Annotated in this window: 11 protein-coding genes; 6 read left to right on the forward strand and 5 right to left on the reverse strand. The window is 70.0% G+C overall.

All coding sequences use genetic code 11. From position 1 onward, the window contains the following. The first annotated feature begins 63 nt into the window (after positions 1-63). From G1H19_RS09930 to G1H19_RS09945, 4 genes are all read left to right on the forward strand, one after another. Complete coding sequence (locus G1H19_RS09930) at positions 64-975, forward strand: LysR family transcriptional regulator (protein ID WP_152727642.1); 912 nt, start codon at positions 64-66, stop codon at positions 973-975. A 209-nt stretch (positions 976-1,184) separates the two neighbouring features. Further along, a complete protein-coding gene (locus tag G1H19_RS09935; RefSeq protein ID WP_152727641.1) occupies positions 1,185-1,340 on the forward strand; it encodes a Zn-dependent oxidoreductase in 156 nt (51 codons plus the stop codon). A 236-nt stretch (positions 1,341-1,576) separates the two neighbouring features. Next, positions 1,577-1,735, forward strand: a complete 159-nt coding sequence (locus G1H19_RS09940) for a hypothetical protein (RefSeq protein ID WP_162392250.1) — start codon at positions 1,577-1,579, stop codon at positions 1,733-1,735. Positions 1,736-1,770: 35 nt separating this feature from the next. After that, positions 1,771-2,058 (forward strand): hypothetical protein, encoded by a 288-nt coding sequence (locus G1H19_RS09945; RefSeq protein WP_152727640.1) that lies wholly within the window; start codon positions 1,771-1,773, stop codon positions 2,056-2,058. A 1,137-nt stretch (positions 2,059-3,195) separates the two neighbouring features. Here the strand turns inward: G1H19_RS09945 and G1H19_RS09950 are convergent. Further along, the gene (locus G1H19_RS09950; RefSeq protein WP_235927882.1) at positions 3,196-3,489 is read right to left on the reverse strand and encodes a thioredoxin family protein; all 294 of its coding nucleotides are present in this window, start codon (positions 3,487-3,489) and stop codon (positions 3,196-3,198) included. A gap of 351 nt (positions 3,490-3,840) precedes the next feature. Between G1H19_RS09950 and G1H19_RS09955 the strand changes: the two genes are divergently transcribed. Then, positions 3,841-4,245, forward strand: coding sequence for a four-helix bundle copper-binding protein (locus tag G1H19_RS09955; RefSeq protein ID WP_152727639.1), 405 nt, complete (start codon positions 3,841-3,843; stop codon positions 4,243-4,245). Positions 4,246-4,266: 21 nt separating this feature from the next. On the opposite strand, the gene G1H19_RS09960 is transcribed toward G1H19_RS09955, so the two are convergent. After that, positions 4,267-7,452 (reverse strand): non-ribosomal peptide synthetase, encoded by a 3,186-nt coding sequence (locus tag G1H19_RS09960; RefSeq protein ID WP_152727638.1) that lies wholly within the window; start codon positions 7,450-7,452, stop codon positions 4,267-4,269. A 60-nt stretch (positions 7,453-7,512) separates the two neighbouring features. Here G1H19_RS09960 and G1H19_RS09965 point away from each other — a divergent pair, with 60 nt between their 5' ends. Then, positions 7,513-9,522, forward strand: coding sequence for a hypothetical protein (locus G1H19_RS09965; protein ID WP_152727637.1), 2,010 nt, complete (start codon positions 7,513-7,515; stop codon positions 9,520-9,522). On the opposite strand, the gene G1H19_RS09970 is transcribed toward G1H19_RS09965, so the two are convergent. Genes G1H19_RS09970 through G1H19_RS09980 form a run of 3 tightly spaced genes read right to left on the reverse strand, consistent with a single transcriptional unit; the run spans position 9,453 to position 15,768 of the window. After that, a complete protein-coding gene (locus G1H19_RS09970; RefSeq protein ID WP_162392252.1) occupies positions 9,453-10,529 on the reverse strand; it encodes a flavin-containing monooxygenase in 1,077 nt (358 codons plus the stop codon). The two genes, G1H19_RS09965 and G1H19_RS09970, sit on opposite strands and share 70 nt — an antisense overlap. A 20-nt stretch (positions 10,530-10,549) precedes the next feature. Then, positions 10,550-12,241, reverse strand: coding sequence for an AMP-binding protein (locus G1H19_RS09975; protein ID WP_152727635.1), 1,692 nt, complete (start codon positions 12,239-12,241; stop codon positions 10,550-10,552). Further along, a complete protein-coding gene (locus tag G1H19_RS09980; protein ID WP_152727634.1) occupies positions 12,238-15,768 on the reverse strand; it encodes a non-ribosomal peptide synthetase in 3,531 nt (1,176 codons plus the stop codon). Before G1H19_RS09980 ends, G1H19_RS09975 begins: the two co-directional genes overlap by 4 nt. Positions 15,769-15,835 lie beyond the last annotated feature (67 nt).

Here is a 15,835-nt window from a genome sequence, read left to right on the forward strand (position 1 = left end):
TCTGCGCCGGACGCCCGACCGCGCTGATTGACCGGACATCCGCCGCACCGGAGACTCCCGCTGATGGAGCTCCGTCACCTGCAGGCCTTCGTCACGGTCGCCGAGGAACTCCACTTCGGTCGTGCAGCGACCCGGCTGCAGCTCTCCCCCTCCCCCGTCAGCCGGACGGTCCTGGAGCTCGAACGCGAGCTGGGTGTCCAGCTGTTCGCCCGCAGCCACCACCGGGTGGAACTCACCGGCGCCGGCACGGAGCTGCTCCCGGCGGCTCGGCGGCTGCTCGACGACTGGGCCTCCTTCACGACCTGCGGCCGCGCCCTCGGCCAGGAGCTGGCGGCGCCGCGCATCCGCATCGGCTCGCCGAGCCTGGCGCCGTCGGACGTGGTGGACCAGCTGGCCTCCGTCCTCGCCGAGTTGTACCCGGGCGTCCCCGTGGACGTCGAGTTCGACTCGTCAGTGGGTCTGCTCGCGGCCCTGCGGAGGAGGGAGCTGGACCTCGCCGTGGCACACCTGCCGGTGGACGATCCCGACGTCCTCGTGCTGCCGCTGGCCCGCTACCGGTGGGCCGTGGTCGTGCCCTCGCACGACGAGCTCGCCCGACGCGCGGGACTGGACCCCGCGGACCTGGCCGGGCGGCGGGTGCTGCAGCTGAGCAGGGCGGTGCAGCCGGCCACGATGGAGCGGCTGAGCCGGTGGCTCACCGACCTCGGGGCGATCGTGGAACACCTGCCCGACCCGGACCTCGTGCGCCTGGCGCACCTGGTGCGGCACGGCCGCGGGGTCGCGCTGACCGTCATGTCCGGCGTGACCGAGCAGGTGTTCACGCAACCGGGCCTGACGCTGGTGCCGATGCAGGACCCCGGACTCGGCATCGGACTCGGCCTCGTCTGGCGGGTCGCTGATGACGGGTCGCGGCTCGTCCGGGAGGTCCTGCCTCGGCTGTCGCGCCTGGCGGGTGGATGCCCGCCGGGATCGTGACGGCACGTCGCACAAGCGGCCTGCGTGTGTGGGCTCGCTCGCCCTTCCCGAGTCGGCAGGAGGCCCGCGTCCGCTCCACAGTTCGAGCACCGCCGGGCGGTCAGCCGGCTTCACGGTCTCGTCCACCGTTGCGTTCTCGCGTGAGACGGGTCAGGTCCGACCCGCGGCCGCCAGGAGCTCGACCTCGCGAGGCCACCTAGGGTCAGGGCATGCGCGCTGTGCAGCTCACCGAGTTCGGAGGACCCGAGGTCCTCACCGTCACCGACCTCCCCGACCCCGTCGCCGTCGAGGGCCAGCAGATCTACGACATCCAGGCGGCCGGGGTGAACTTCGCCGACACCCACCACCGCCTGTCGTCCAACTGACCTGACGCAAACCACCGACGACCGGCTGGTAGCCGCTCGTGGCAGGCACCCCAGGCGTCGGGCATCGCACCGGCGCTTGCCGACCCATGGAGTCCAGACAGAGGCCCCAGGCACCTAACAATGGCCGCGTGGCATCCCGACCCGCAGCCGACTTACGCTCCACCGTTCGGGCGGACCCTGAGGGACAAGACTGGTGGTTCGCCGGCTGTGCGTGGCACCCGTCCGACGACGGCTGTGTGGTCATCCATCCCGACGACCTGCCCAGGTGCCGTGCGACCGATCTGCAGCGGCTGCTGCGTCGCCTCTTCGATGCAGGCGCCTTCGACAACCCGGTCCTGGTCACCGAGGCAGACGAGAACCACATGCATGAAGACGGTGGGCCGGTGGCGGGCTGAACGGATGAGCGAGCCTGGCGAAGTAGGTTGACGACATGGACGACGAGCTACTCAGCGGGCGCCACGGTCTCGATTCGAGGAGCGAGGTCTCCTTGGACGACCTGCTCGCCGCCGGTAACGCAATCGCACACCTGGCCCGGCTGGTGAAGTCCGGGGCGCTCTCGGACGACGAGATCGCCATGATCAGCGACTCGCTAGGGGCCGGGCTGCACAGCGTCGAACACGAACGCCAGCCTCACGAAGAGCGGGGGCGCGAAGAGCTCGCCCGACGCCTATGGGCGATCCGCAAGGCGTTGCGTGAGGACGTCAAGCGGGGTTTATAGCCCGCGCCCGGTCCCCGCCACCGCGCCCGCCCGTCAAGGACTGGGTTGAGATGGACGCTGTGTGTCAGTTCACCTAGCCGTCCAACGCTCATTGGCGCAGCACGCGCTCGCGAGTCCGCTCCCCCACAGGTCCCATTCGCCGACAGCCCGGTGGTCGGCGGGAGGGGGCGCTGGGTAGGCGGTGGCGATTGCGCCCATCGGCCCATTAAGCGCGCTTAGGGCCCGAGGCAGCAGTGCTCCACCAGTTGCGCAGGAGCGATATGAAATTGCGGGTCCCCAGTCGCTGCAGGGCCCAGACTGCTGGACCGGCACGACGGTCGATCGCGGCCACGGCCGAGGCCGCGTCCGAGGCCGCGTCCGACGGAGGCAGCCCTTATGGCCATTCGGGCAGGGCGGGACGCGCTGCCGACCATGATGCCTAGGAAAAATGGGCCAGGTCTGCTTGGAGCCGCGCGAGACGGCGGCGGCCCTCGCCCGGTGACAGCGAGGTATCGTCGGCTTACCTGGCTCGCCCCCACTGGATCAGGTTGAGATACGCGTGTGGGGTCCTGTCGCCCGCGCCAGGCCCCCACTCACTCCCGTGAAGCCACCGGGTTGTGGAGTTGAGGGGGCGATGCCTCCAGGTGAAGCGAGCGCGGGCCGCTTCCGTCATCTGACGGGACGAACATGTCACTAGAAATGTCGCTCGACTTGACGCCGGTCGTAACAACGGTCATCGCAGCCGCAACTGCCGTCGTCCTGGCTCGCGACAAGGGCAGCAAGAGCCACAAGGGTCGGGAGAGCTCGCCCAGGAAGCGCAGCAAGCATAAGCGAGGCTCGACCCGACGCGGGTAAGCGCGGGAGGGTCGCCGGGTTAACCGGCGCCCCTCCCCGTTCGTCAGTTCCTTGGTATTTCGTTGGAAGATCTCAAAGATGGTTTCTCGGTATCCAGGCGTCACCCAGCGGTCGATGCAGCCGAGTCAGCCGGCGCTCCAGAGACTGCGCGTCCTGCGAAGCCGAGCGCGAGCGCTGAGGACTGCCCCTCTTCAGTTGACTCGTCGGGCGGCATGGTCAGGCTGCGGTAGCGGCAAGGAGCGTCTCGCGCTCGACCACAGATGACGGGGGCTCCGCCCTATTGGGGCGATGGCCTAGGAAGCGTCAGGACAGCACCGCGAGCAACTGCTCGACCGTGGGCGAACCGGCCAGTCCGGCCTCCGTCCGGAAGACCCTGCACGACAGCCCCACCGGTGCGCTGCGGTCCGCGAACGGATCCTGTCCGTCGACCAGCACCGTCGGCGAACCCCGGAACCCGGCTCTTTCCGCCTGCTCGGGCGTGGTGACCTGGCGGTACTCCACCTGCACCTCGTCCCGGCCGGCCTGCACCAGAGCTTCCCGTAGCCGCTGGTCGGCCAGCCGCCAATGCGGACAGCCGTCGAAGAACAGCAGCTCCACTCGCACGAAGACGCCTCGCTCAACGATTCCGGGCGGGGTGGGCGAAGGCGGCGCACTCGTGACAGATTCCCGAGCCGGGTGTGGCGGCCAGCCCGCGAACTCGCCGCCACGAATACACCCCGCCGCAGCATCCGCAGCGACGCAGACCCGGAAAGGCCGCGACGACAGCAGGCAGCGCGAACATGTGACCATGGTGGCCCGCGCGACTGACGCTGCCAAGGCACCGACCGCGATGTGCATCCAGCAGATGAGGTCTTCGGCCTCTGTTAAGGCCCAGCTCCGGCAGGGTAGGCCGTCATCGCCCGGTGCCAGGGGCAAGTCCTGAGCTCTACCCTCAGAGAAGGAGCGGACATGACTGTCGCAGGCGAGATGTTGGCCAGCTATCCGAAGGACCTCGGGGGCGTCGACGCTGCGATGCTGCAGCGGTCCATCGAGGCTTGCTACGAGTGCGCGCAGGCGTGCACGGCATGCGCGGACGCCTGTCTGAGCGAGGACTCGGTGGCCCAGCTGACCACATACATCCGCGGCAACCTCGACTGCGCGGACGTGTGCAGCACGACCGGCCGCGTGCTCTCCCGACACACGGGCTACGACGCGAACCTCACCCGCGCCATGCTCGAGGCCTGCGTTGTGGCGTGCCGAACGTGCGCAGACGCCTGCGGGCAGCACACGGAGATGGATCACTGTCGGGTATGTGCCGACGTGTGCAGGCGTTGCCAGTCCGCCTGCGAGGAGCTGCTCACCTCGCTGAGCTGACCGGCAGGCGGGACGGCCGGTTCAGTCCCGAACGGGAGGCGGCAGCCATTCGCTGTCGTGTCGGAGTACGGCCGCCCACTCCCCTACAGTCCGCTCCGGGTGGTGTGCTGCCGCAGCGACTAGTCCGCGGAACTGGTGACCATAGCGGCGCAGGTCTGACCTGCTCACGGCGTCGCTGCGGGAGAGCGACGTGCACTCGATCCCGCTGCCGTGCGGATACAACCCGAGCTCGAGATCCAGCGCCGTGACGGTGGGTCGCTCCCCCAGTGGCTCCAGTTCGACCGCACCGATCGGCTGCCGTCCCGCGATCTCCGCGCTGTAGCCGGGGTCGAGTAACGACGGACGGGCGAGCAGGACCACGCTCGTCTGATACACCGGGTGCCGGGCAGGGTCCCGCGGCCCCGATGCGGCGAGTTCGACGAAGGGCACAGCGTCAGCCCCGTAGCCCGCGAGGGCCCTGTCGCGCACCTGCTCGAGGACCTCCCCAAGCGTCTGCCCGGACCGCACACGGCAACGGACCGGAACGGCATCGCCTGCGGGCCCCACAACGGTGGAGTGCTCGGGCAAGGGCCGGCCAGACGTCGGACAACCGACCACGAACTCGTTCTGGCCCGTCCACGCGTGAAGCGCAACCGCGTGCAGCGCCACAGCAACGATCTGTGGAGTGGCCCGCGCCTTCCGTGCCAGGTCATGGATCGTCGCCACCGACGCCGCGGGCAGGGTGAACTCCTCGATGAGGGCCGGGCCGGGCCGTTCCGAGCGGACGGCGTGGCCAGGGGGCTCCAGCGCCGGCGCGTCGCCCAGTTCGTCCGTCCAGAAGCCCCGTTGCCGCGCGAGTTCGTCCGCCGCCACTCGTTCGTACCGCTCCGCGGCGAGTTCTGAGTACTGCACGAACCGGCCGGGGCCTGCAGGCCGCGAGTGAATGGACGCCGCGTACAGCTCGAGCGCCTGATGCCCTAGCGACTCGACGGACCAGGTGTCCGCGGCGGCCGGGTGCAGGGCCACCACGAGGAGATGATCGGTTGGTCCGCGCCGGACGACGACCCACCTGGCCGGCGGCTCCCTGTCCAGCGTCCAAGGGCGGTCCACGACCGATGCGATCGCACGTTCTGTCAGGCGCTCGACGGACAGTCCCGCCGACGTGACATCCACGACCAGTGGCGCTCGGTCAGGCCCCGCTCGCCAACCCGAGCCACTGGGTGTCTGTACCAGGACGGACCGAAGGAGGGTGTGCCGGCGCTGGAGTGTGCGCAAGGCATCCAGCATCGCGGGGACCTGGAGCCGGCCCGTGACCCGGGTGACGAGCATCAGCGACGGGCCCTCGCGATGGACCAGCGCGCGTTGCGTGGCAGAGAGCGCCGCCACCTCAGCGACCTGGCGGCCTGATTCCGAGGCCCGGCCGATCGTCGTCGCAGCCATCACCCGATCGATGGCCGTCGCCAGCGTGGCGATTGTCGCGTGCTCGAAGAACAGCGCGGCCGGAAGCGTGGTGCCCAGCCTGCGTTGCAGGCGTTCTCGGACAGCCAGCGCTGTGAGCGAGTGTCCGCCGAGATCGAAGAGATCGGCATCCGGATCCACGGCCTCGACGGCGAGCGTCTCGCCCCACAGCCGGACCAGCAAGCCCTCGGTGTCGGAGTAAGGAGCGCGGACAGTGGGCGCGCGGACGGGCGTCACAACAGGCCGCAGGAGCGAGCGGTCGATCTTGCCGTTCGGCAGCCGGGGCAGCCTCTGCGCGAAGACATACGCCGCAGGCAGCATCGCGGACGGAAGCCTCTCCCCGAGGAACCGGCGCAGACTCGCGGGATCGGTGGAGATGTCGGTGCCGGCGACCAGGTGGGCCGTCAGACGGATCTCCGGCGGTCCGTCGTCGGCACTGCACGACTGCGCGGTGCTCGACAGGACCACGGCCTCGCGAATGCTGGGGTGGGCGAGCAGGGCCCGTTCGACCTCGACCGGCTCGATGCGGACTCCCCGTACTTTCACCTGGTCGTCGACGCGCCCTCCGAATCGGAGTTGGCCTGCGGACCACTGACCCAGGTCGCCGGTCCGGTATGCCCGCTGCCCTACAGCGCCGGCTGCCGGCACGAATCGCTCGGCCGTCTGCCCGGGACTGTGCAGGTACCCGCGGGCGAGTCCGGCGCCGGAGATGAAGATTTCCCCCGCGGCACCGCTCGGGACAGGTGCACCCGAGGGGTCGAGGAGCTCGATCCGGGTGTTCGCGACGGGGCGTCCGATGGGCGGTTCCCCCTCGAGCTCGGGATCCAGCACAGCCATGGTCGCGTAGCTGGTGTATTCCGTCGGCCCGTAGAGGTTCACCAGCTTGGCGATAGCGCTGCGCTCGTAGACCGTGCGGACGAGCCCAGCCCACACTGCCTCGCCGCCGACGATCGCAGTGCGGACCGTAGGCGGAAGGCTGTCGTGGCGAAGAAGCTCGTCGATCACCGATGGAACGCTGTGCAGCAACCGCACACCCGTCGCCGACGACGCGGAGCCGATCGCGAGCGGACCGTCGCCCAGGACCGTCGTCCCGCCGACGGTGAGTGGCCCGAAGATCTCCAGAATCGAACAGTCGAAGCAGATCGAGGTCGAGGCCAACACACGGCCCAGGTCATCACCGAATACCTGCGCCGCCCACAGCAGCATGTCGGTCGCCCCGGCGTGGGTGAGTTCCACCCCCTTGGGCCGGCCGGTCGAACCGGACGTGTACAGCACGTATGCCACGTCCTCGCTGATCGCACATCGACCGACGACCGGGACACGGGGTCGCAGGGGCTCCCCTACGTGAAGGACCCGCCGACGGGGGTCGTCGAAGTCGCGATCCCCCACGACAGCAACCACATCGGCGTCATCCAGCATGAGTTGCAGGCGCTGCTCGGGATAGGCGGGATCGAGGGGGACGTAAGCCGCGCCGCGGCCCATGATGCCGAGTAGCACGGCGACCAACTCGGGGCTGCGGCCCATCCGAACTGCGACCCGGTCGCCGGCCCGCACACCCGCCGTGGCGAGACGAGACGTCCAGCTGTCGGCAGCGCGCATCAGGGTCGAGTAGCTGATCGCCTGCCCGCCGTGCTCGACGGCCACGGCGTCTGGCGACTCCGCCGCCCGGGCGCGAACCAGCGCCGGCACCGTGAGCTGCTGCCCGGCGATGGCCGAGATGGACGGGGCGCTACCGCCAACCGTGGCCTGCCGGGTGTGGGTGCGCCGCACGCCCGGATCATGCCAGCAGAACGGTCGAACCTGGCGGCTCTTGACTGCTACGGTCCGCCGGTGGGAGCCGCCCGCTCGACGTCTCCGGCCCTTCCGTCACCGGCCGTCGCCGCTGTAGGGCCCTGGCGGCTGGAAGAGACACCCGACGGCGTGGCCCTGCGGCGCGACGACGCGCTGGACGTCGGCCTCGGCAGTGCCTCCCCTGACTGGTCCCCGATCGACTACGTACCTCCGCAGGGCACGGCTCGCCGTGTGGTTCTCCTCGGCGAGTCCACCGCCCGTGGTTGGCCCTTCGAAGCTGCGCTGTCGCCGACAGCCGTGCTGCAGCGGCACCTTGACGAGGTAGGTGACTACCAATGCGTCGACCTGGCCAAGGTCGGCGCCAACGGTGAAGACCTGATCTCCGCCGCGCGCTGTCTCCCGACGCTGGACCCCGCTGTCATCGTGTCCTTCGCGGGCAACAACTGGATGCTCTCGCCTCCGGCCGGTCCCGACGGCGCGATCGACGCAGACCCCGCACTGGCGGGGCACCTCGCGGACGCGCTGCGGACCGGGGGGTATGCCGGGATGCGCTCCGCCTTCATCCAGGCAGCCCTCCAGGACGCCCGCGAGTACCTCGACCTGCTCGTCCTGGCCCAGAAAGCCACCGGGGCGTCGGTGGTCATCGCCATCCCCGAGTACGACCTGCAGGGCTTCGCGCCGCCGACAGACATCGAGACGCCGGTCTTGGCGGAGGCATCCATGCAAGGCTGGCACGAGCTGCGTCGAGCCGCCGAACGAGCGCTGGACGAGGACCGCGCCGGCGACGTGGCAGCGCTCGCCGGACGGATGATCGACCTGGACCAAGGCTGCAGCCCGGTGCCCGGCTGGCTGGCGGGCAGAGCCGCGATGAGGCTGCAGGACGGTCCGGCCGCGCGTCGGGCGTTGGAACAGTCGCGCGACGCTGTCGTCGGTCTGCTGGTCAGGAGCACGCCACGCGTCACGGTCGAGGTGCAGGACTTGCTACGGAGCGCCGCCGACGACCACGGCTTCACCTGTGTGGACATGCGATTGGTCCTCGCCGATCCGGACCTCCCGGATCTTCCGGACCCGGCGTGCTTCCTGGACTTCTGTCACCTGACCGACGTGGGCATCGAGCGTGCCACGGCCGCCCTGGCCGGTGCCGTTCTGGGCGACGGCGTGCAGCCCACGCCCGGCTCTGGCCTCCCCATGGAAGTCCAAGCGTTCGGCCACGCTCGGGGGGCCGCGCAGCTCGCCCTCCAGGGACAGCCGGCCTACGTCGTCCGGGAGCACCTTCACGCCGCGCTCAGGGCGGATCCGGGAATCGGGGGCCTGCTGGACGACGTCCGCGATCTGCTCGCAGCGCCGCAGCCCGCCTGGACGCACCCCGCCTTCGCGCGATTGGCCGCTCGGCCTACCTTCGCCCGCTTCTTGCCGGTACTCGTCGGCTCGTCCGCGGAATGGCCCGATCTCTGGTTGCTGCGGTCATCCCTCGAGGATGTGTGCGGGAGGGGCCGCACCTCCGGATCACCGCTGCTGGAGCTCGATCTCCTGGCGCTGGCCGCGCCCGAGGGACACCTCCAAGCCAACTGGGCTCCCGCACGCGCGCACCTGGCGTCGTGTTGCACCGTCACCACCCTCCCCTTCGAGCCGGCCGCGCCCGCAGACCTGGACGTGGTGGTGTACCTGGAGGTGGAGTACCGGACGCCCCATGCCGCCGCGGGCGGCTCCGTCGGAGTGTGCGTCGATGGAGCCGCCGTGATCGAGCTGCCCGTGTCACGGCCGTGGGCTCGCCACCGGATGCTCCTTCCGGTGAGGAGGTGGAGTTCAGGCGTGCATGTCCTGGGCTTCCGCTGGCCGGTATCGCAACCGGACCACGGTGCAGCGATCGAGGCAGATGCATCGGCCCTTGACCGCCGCCAGTTCCCGACCGTCTTCCCGGTGTACGGGGAGCTCTACGCGGCGCGGCTGACCACTGTTCCGGCCGGTGGAACGGAAGCTCAGTCGGCCGACGGTGCAGACGGCTGTCCTGGCGCGGACACACCCCCGTCGACGACGGTCCGCGCCTGATCAGCGATGAACCCTGCGTCGTGCTGCACCCAGCCCAAGAGGGAGGACGCCGACGAGTACTGGTTCTCCAGGCCCACGAAGAACAAGCCCTCGACCGGAGTGACTCCCCGGCGGTGTTCCGGCCGGCCCTCGTCGTCGGTCGCCGCGACGGGCAGCCAGGAGTAGTCAGATCGGTATCCGGTCGCCCAGACCACCGCGTCCACCTGGAGATCCGTGCCGTCCTCGAAGGCCACCCGGTCCGCGGCGGCGCCCGTTGTCCGCGGGTGAAGTGTCAGGCCGGCGCGCCGTGCCGTCCCCTTGACGGTCTGCCCCACCAGTACGTCCCCGTCCCCCGCGAGCCACTTCGGCATTTTCTCCAGCGAGGCGCGTGTGAAGCCCAGCCGGTCCAGCCACCAGAAGATGTCCTTCCCGAGTACGCGCCGCGGCAGGGCCATCTGCTTCGAGCCGGCCGAGAGGTGGACCTCGTGCGTGGCCGCCAGCTCGGCCGCGACCTGCAGTCCGGAGTTCCCCGTGCCGACCACCAGGACCCGCCCGCTGGGCAGCTGCTGCGTGTTCCGGTAGTCGGAAGTGTGCAGCTGCCGCACGGACGGTGCGAGGCCGGCGGAAAACGCCGGTACCCGCGGCAGCTGGAACGCCCCCGTCGTTACCACGACGACAGCCGCGTCGACGACGCCGTGGTTGGTGTGCAGGACGAACCGGCCACGCTTCTCGACCTTCTCCACCGACGTCGACAGGCGTACGGGGAGCGCGTTGGCCGACGCATAGTCCTGCAGGTACGCCGCCACCTCGGCGCTGCGCGGATAACCGTCCGGGTCTCCTGGGAAGGGTCGACCAGGAAGGCTGCTGAACCGGGTGGGGGTGAACAGCGTCAGTGAGTCCCAACGTCTCAGCCACGAGCCGCCCACACAGTCGCCGCTCTCGAGGATGACGAAGGACAGTCCCTGGCGCTGGAGGTGGTGGCCGACGGCCAGCCCCGCCTGACCGGCACCGACCACGACGACGTCCACGGCAGGCGCCTCACCGGCGGTCATGTCCGCGTCGCCGACGCGGTCACTGGCAGCTCAGAGGCTCTGTACCGCTGCCGACATCGATCCCGCTGCACCTTGCCCGAGGACGTCTTCGGTAGCGCACCGGACTGCACGATCAGTACCTCCTCGGGAGCATGCGACAGCTCCCTGGTCATGTCCACGAGCAGTTCCTGAGCAAGACGGCGTGCCTCGTCCGGCGCGAGCCGGGACTCCGCCACGACGACCATGCGCTCGCTCTCCGGCAGGCCGAACGCTACGACGTTTCCCCGCCGGACCCCCGCACGGCCGGCTGCGAGCTGCTCGTAGTCCTCCGGGTAGAGATTGCGTCCGCCGACGATGATCATGTCCTTTGATCGGCCACAGACCACGAGGTCGTCGCCATCCATGAAGCCGAGGTCCCCGGTACGGAGCCAGCCCTGGTGCAGAACGTCCGCAGTTCCCTCGGGGTCTCGCCAGTAGGCGGACATCGTCGAGGGGCTGTGGACATAGATCTCTCCTACCCGGCCGGGAGGAAGAGCGTCGTCGCCGTCCCTGATCTCGATCGTCGTTCCTGGTACCGGGGTGCCGCAGGCAACGAGCCGGCGGGAACCGGGCTCGCCGGGCTCCACCATCCGGACCGAACGGGCGGACTCCAGCTCGTCACGGCAGACCGACAGCTCGCGCATCCCCGTGTCCGGCCGCACGACGGTCGCCGCCAACGTGACCTCGGCCAGCCCGTACATCGGGCAGAGAGCCGCCCGGCTCATTCCATAGGCACCGGCAGCCTTGGCGAACGTGTCGAGGACTGCGGGATCGATGGGCTCGGCGCCGTTACCCGCGATGCGGAGCGCCGACAGGTCCAGGTCCCTGGGACGCCAGCGAAGGTCTTTGGCCGCCAGCGCGTACCCGGTGCTCGGTGACACGGTGACCGTCGCCCTGAAGCGGGAGACCGCGTCCATCCAGCAACCGGGGCGGCGGGCGAAGTCCTCGGTGGGGATCAGGACCAGATCGCCGGGGTGGGCTACTGCGACGACCATGATGATCAGACCCATGTCATGGAAGAGCGGCAACCACGACGCCCCTCGGTCGGCGGGTGAGAGCGCGAGCGCATCACTGAGGGCCGACACGTTGGACAGCAGCTGCCCATGCGTGAGTGCGACCGCACGCGACCGCGCCGTCGTGCCGGAGGTGAACTGCAGGACCGCCAGATCGGCCTCGGTGACCGCCTCGACGGCCTCCGGCCCCTCCCCGATGTCCAGCTCAGCCAGCGTCTGCACTCGAACATCGCCGAACGAGGACGGCAACATGTCGGCGAACTCGTCTGCGACCACGAGGACCGACGCCCCCGCCTGCTCGAGCCGCTGGGTCAGTTCGGTGGCGTAGCCGTCCAGTTCGGACAGCCGGGTCGGCAGGGACAGCACGACGACGACACCGCCGCCGGCCCACACCCCCCAGATCGCTACCAGCAACTCCGCCGACGTCGGGGCCAGGAGGCAGACGCGGTCCCCCCGTTGCATCCCTTGCTGCCTGAGAGCCGCTGCAGCCCCCGCTGCCTTGCGCGACAGCTCCGCAAAGGACAGGCGTCGATCGGCCTCCCCCTGTCGGAGAACCGTGTAGCCGCGGTCGGACGCAGCAGCACGCCGCAGCAGCGCCGGGAGCGTCGATGAACCGAAGCGGAGTGCTGGCGGAGCGAACAGCGACTGCGCGGTCACATCGCTCCCGTCATGTCCGGACCGACCTGAGAGGCCACGGCGAGCAGCGCGGCCGAGGGGTTGGCCAACACGTCTGCGGCACACAGCCGGATGCCAACGTCCTCGGCCCGCGCGACGAGCTGGACGGCGACGAGCGAGTTGGCGCCCAGCGTGTAGATGTCGTCATTGAGCCCGACCGGACGTTCGAGCAGTTCCTCCAGGATGGAGGCGAGGACGGGAGCAACCGGCGAGTCGAACGCCGGCGGAGCCACCTCGGCAACCGCCTCCGGCCCGGGACGATCGAGGGCCGCGCGGTCGACCTTTCCGTTCGGCGTGAGCGGCAACTCGTCCAGCACGGCGATGTGCGAGGGCACGGCGTAGGCCGGGATCCGCTGGGCTATGAAGTCCTGGAGGGCGGCCGGGGTGATCGACTTGTCGTGCAACACCACGTGCGCACCCAGGGAACGCCCCGTGGCCATATCACCGTGCGCTGACGCGACGGCCGAACGCACCGCCGGGTGCGCTTCCAGCGCGGTCTCGATCTCGCCCAGCTCGATCCGGTGGCCGTTGATCTTCACCTGTGCGTCCTCGCGCCCGAGGAACTCCAGGTCCCCAGAGGGCAGGTACCGGGCCAGGTCGCCGGTCCGGTACAGCCGCTCTCCCGTTCCGGGGTGTGTCAGGAACGCCGCGTCCGTGCGCTCGGGGTCCCGCCAGTACCCACGGGCCAGGCCCTCCCCCGCGATGTAGAGGTCACCCGCCACGAGATCGGGACGGAACTCGAGACGGTCGTCGAGGACGTGCAGACGCTGATTGGTGAGGGGCCTGCCGTACGGGACGCTGCGTCGCCCCGCGTCCTCCTCCGTCACGGGATGGAAGACCGACCAGATCGCTGCTTCGGTAGCACCGCCCAGGCTGATGACCCGCGCTGACGGGAATGCCTCACGCACCCGGCCGGGCAGACCGACCGGGATCCAGTCGCCGCTGAGCATGACCAGTCGCAGGGACCCCCCCGCGCCGGATGTCTCGGGTCGGTGCGGATGGTCGAGGAGCACCTGCATCAACGCGGGTACGGAGTTCCAGACGGTGACGCTTCGACTGTCGAGCAGCTTCCACCAGTGCGCCACGTCGGGTCCGGTGCCTGCGTCCGGCAGCACGATGGCAGCCCCGGCGGCGAGTGTGCCGAAGATGTCCTGCACGGACAGGTCGAAGTTCAGCGATGACAAGGCCAGGACGCGATCGTCCACGCCGATATCGAACCGGCCGATGATGTCGAGGACGGTGTTGGCCGCGCTGCGGTGCTCGATCATCACGCCCTTGGGGACGCCGGTCGAGCCGGAGGTGAAGATGACGTAGGCGAGGTCGTCCGGCGCCACCCGCACGTTGGGCCGTTCCTCTGGACCGCGGTCCTCGTATCGGACGACGAGCCGCTCGCCTGCCTGGGGCCAGGCGACGCGATCCCGGACTTCCGGCTGCACGAGCGTCACGTTGACGAGGCCCCGCTCGAGCAAGTGCTCCAGCCGCATGGCTGGCAGCTCAGGATCGAGCGGAAGGTACGCGGCACCGGCCCGGAGCACTCCTAGTACGGCCGCGATCTGCTCCCAGCCGCGGTCCATGCAGACTCCGACGAGCTCCCCGCGGGAAACTCCGCGCCGCATGAGCGCAGCCGCGACGACGTCGGCCTGCCGGTCGAGCTCGGCATAGCTGAGGTTCCTTCGGTCGCTCAGGACCGCCGGCGCATCGGGGCGGGCGGCCACCTGTGCCGCGAAAGGGTCGTGCAGGAGGCCCTGGGGGACCGGAGCGGCGGTCGCATTCACCGACTCCCGGCGACCCGCCTGGTCCGTCGGGAGCAGCGTGGACAGCTCGCCCGACCACAGGTCCTGGTCGACCACGGCCCGCTCCAGGAGGTCCTGATAGGCCGCGAACATGGCCTCGACGACGCCGGGGGCGAACGCCTCCTCGACGTTGACCCAGGTGATCATTAGGTCGCCGTCCACCTCGAGCATCTGGTTCTCCAGCAGCAGCTGCGGCATCCCCCAGACGACGTACGGATCGGCCTCGAGCCACTCCGGTCGCGGCAGCCCTCCTTCGCCGCCCTGCGGAAGGACGCTGGTGAAGATCACCGGCATCGTGGCGCGCGTACGGCCGCGACTGGCGGCCAGCGCACGGAGGACGTCGAGCCCACCGAACTGACGATGCTCCATGTCCCGGGAGAACTGACGCTGCACGGCCCTGGCGCGTTCGCGGAAGCTGGTCTCCGCCGTCAGGTCGACCTCGAGCATGGTCGGTCGCGCGAACGGCCCGAGCACCCTCGGCAGGTCGGTGTGCGCCGGTGGCCGACCACCGGCCACGCTGACGGTGAAGCGGCGGTGCCTGCTCCACGCGGCCAGCACCTCGGTGTAGGCCGCGCACAGGAGCATCGAGGGCGTCAGCCCTTCGGCGGCCGCCCGCTCCTTCAACACCGCCCACCGGTCCTGGGGCAGCCGGGCACTTCGAGCGGCGAAGGTCGGCCTGGCCACCTCGTCGAGGGAAGTGACCAAGGGCAGTTCCGGGGCGGGAGGAAGGGAGGGAAGTCGGTCCACCCAGTAGGCCTTCGCCGCCTCGAAGGCGGCCGATTCGCGAACCTCGCCCGTCCAGCGGACGTAGTCGCGGAAGGTTAACTCCAGCGGCGGGAGGACCGTGGCGGGGTCGTCGTAGACCTGGAACCACTCCGCCAGCAGCAGCTGGACGCTCCAGGCGTCGAGCTTGACCATGTCGACGCTCATCATCAGGCAGGCGTGCGCGTCGTCCAGCTGCAGGAGCTGGATCTCGAAGGGTTCCGGGAGCTCGGGGCGGGTCCGTCTGCCGGTCAGTCGCCGGCGCGCGGCGGCTACCGCCGTCGCACGGGCCTCCACGTCGAGGTGCCGGAGATCCGTGACGTCGATCCGCGGCACGTCGATCGCGGGCAGGACTTGCTGGGTCCCGGCGCGGCTGACCACTGAACGCAGCATGTCGTGCCGCGTCACCACGAGCTCGAGGGCCCGTTCGGCCCGCTGCACGTCGAAGTCGCGCACCCTGAGCTCGACGTAGAGCAGGGCGGAGACGTCCCCGAGTTCGAACATGGGGTCTCGACCGATCCAATATGCCTGCTGGATGTCCGAGAGTGGGAACGACTCCTGCCGGGAGCCAGGATCGGGCAGGAGCGGCGGAACCAACGGACCGCCCCGCCGAACCCCGCCGGCCGCCAGCTCTACCAGCAGCCGCTCGGCGAGGGAACGGGGGCTGAGTCCGTCCAGGAGCAACGACTCGATCGGCACCGTCACGCCCAGCCAGCCGTCCAGAGCGACGTTCATCTCCGCCGCGATGGCCGACTCGAGCATCAGCGGGTGGTCCGGATGCGGCAGCGCGTCCTCGTCCTCATCCGAGTCGTCGTCCCCGGCCAGGAAGTCGTAGAAGGCACAAAGCGCGTCCGTCAGCCGATCCGCGCGTTCGTCGGCCGGGAGATCCAGAAGTTGCACGGCGCCGAGGTCGCGCACCGCTGCCGGAAGGCCATCCATGAATGCGGTCGTCATCAGGGCTCCCCGCTGGCGATCGGCCGGGCGAGCCGCCCGTCGGCCGCATACTAGCCACGATCGAGAC

It is taken from the genome of Goekera deserti (genome assembly GCF_010685995.1).
In the GTDB taxonomy this organism is placed as follows: Bacteria; Actinomycetota; Actinomycetes; order Mycobacteriales; family Geodermatophilaceae; genus Goekera; species Goekera deserti.

Excerpts from the sequence above, each read along its gene's own strand:
- G1H19_RS09980 (WP_152727634.1), bottom strand. The coding sequence starts at position 15,768 with ATGACGACCGCATTCATGGATGGCCTTCCGGCAGCGGTGCGCGACCTC.
- G1H19_RS09935 (WP_152727641.1), top strand. The coding sequence starts at position 1,185 with ATGCGCGCTGTGCAGCTCACCGAGTTCGGAGGACCCGAGGTCCTCACC.
- G1H19_RS09955 (WP_152727639.1), top strand. The coding sequence starts at position 3,841 with ATGACTGTCGCAGGCGAGATGTTGGCCAGCTATCCGAAGGACCTCGGG.
- G1H19_RS09930 (WP_152727642.1), top strand. The coding sequence starts at position 64 with ATGGAGCTCCGTCACCTGCAGGCCTTCGTCACGGTCGCCGAGGAACTC.
- G1H19_RS09945 (WP_152727640.1), top strand. The coding sequence starts at position 1,771 with ATGGACGACGAGCTACTCAGCGGGCGCCACGGTCTCGATTCGAGGAGC.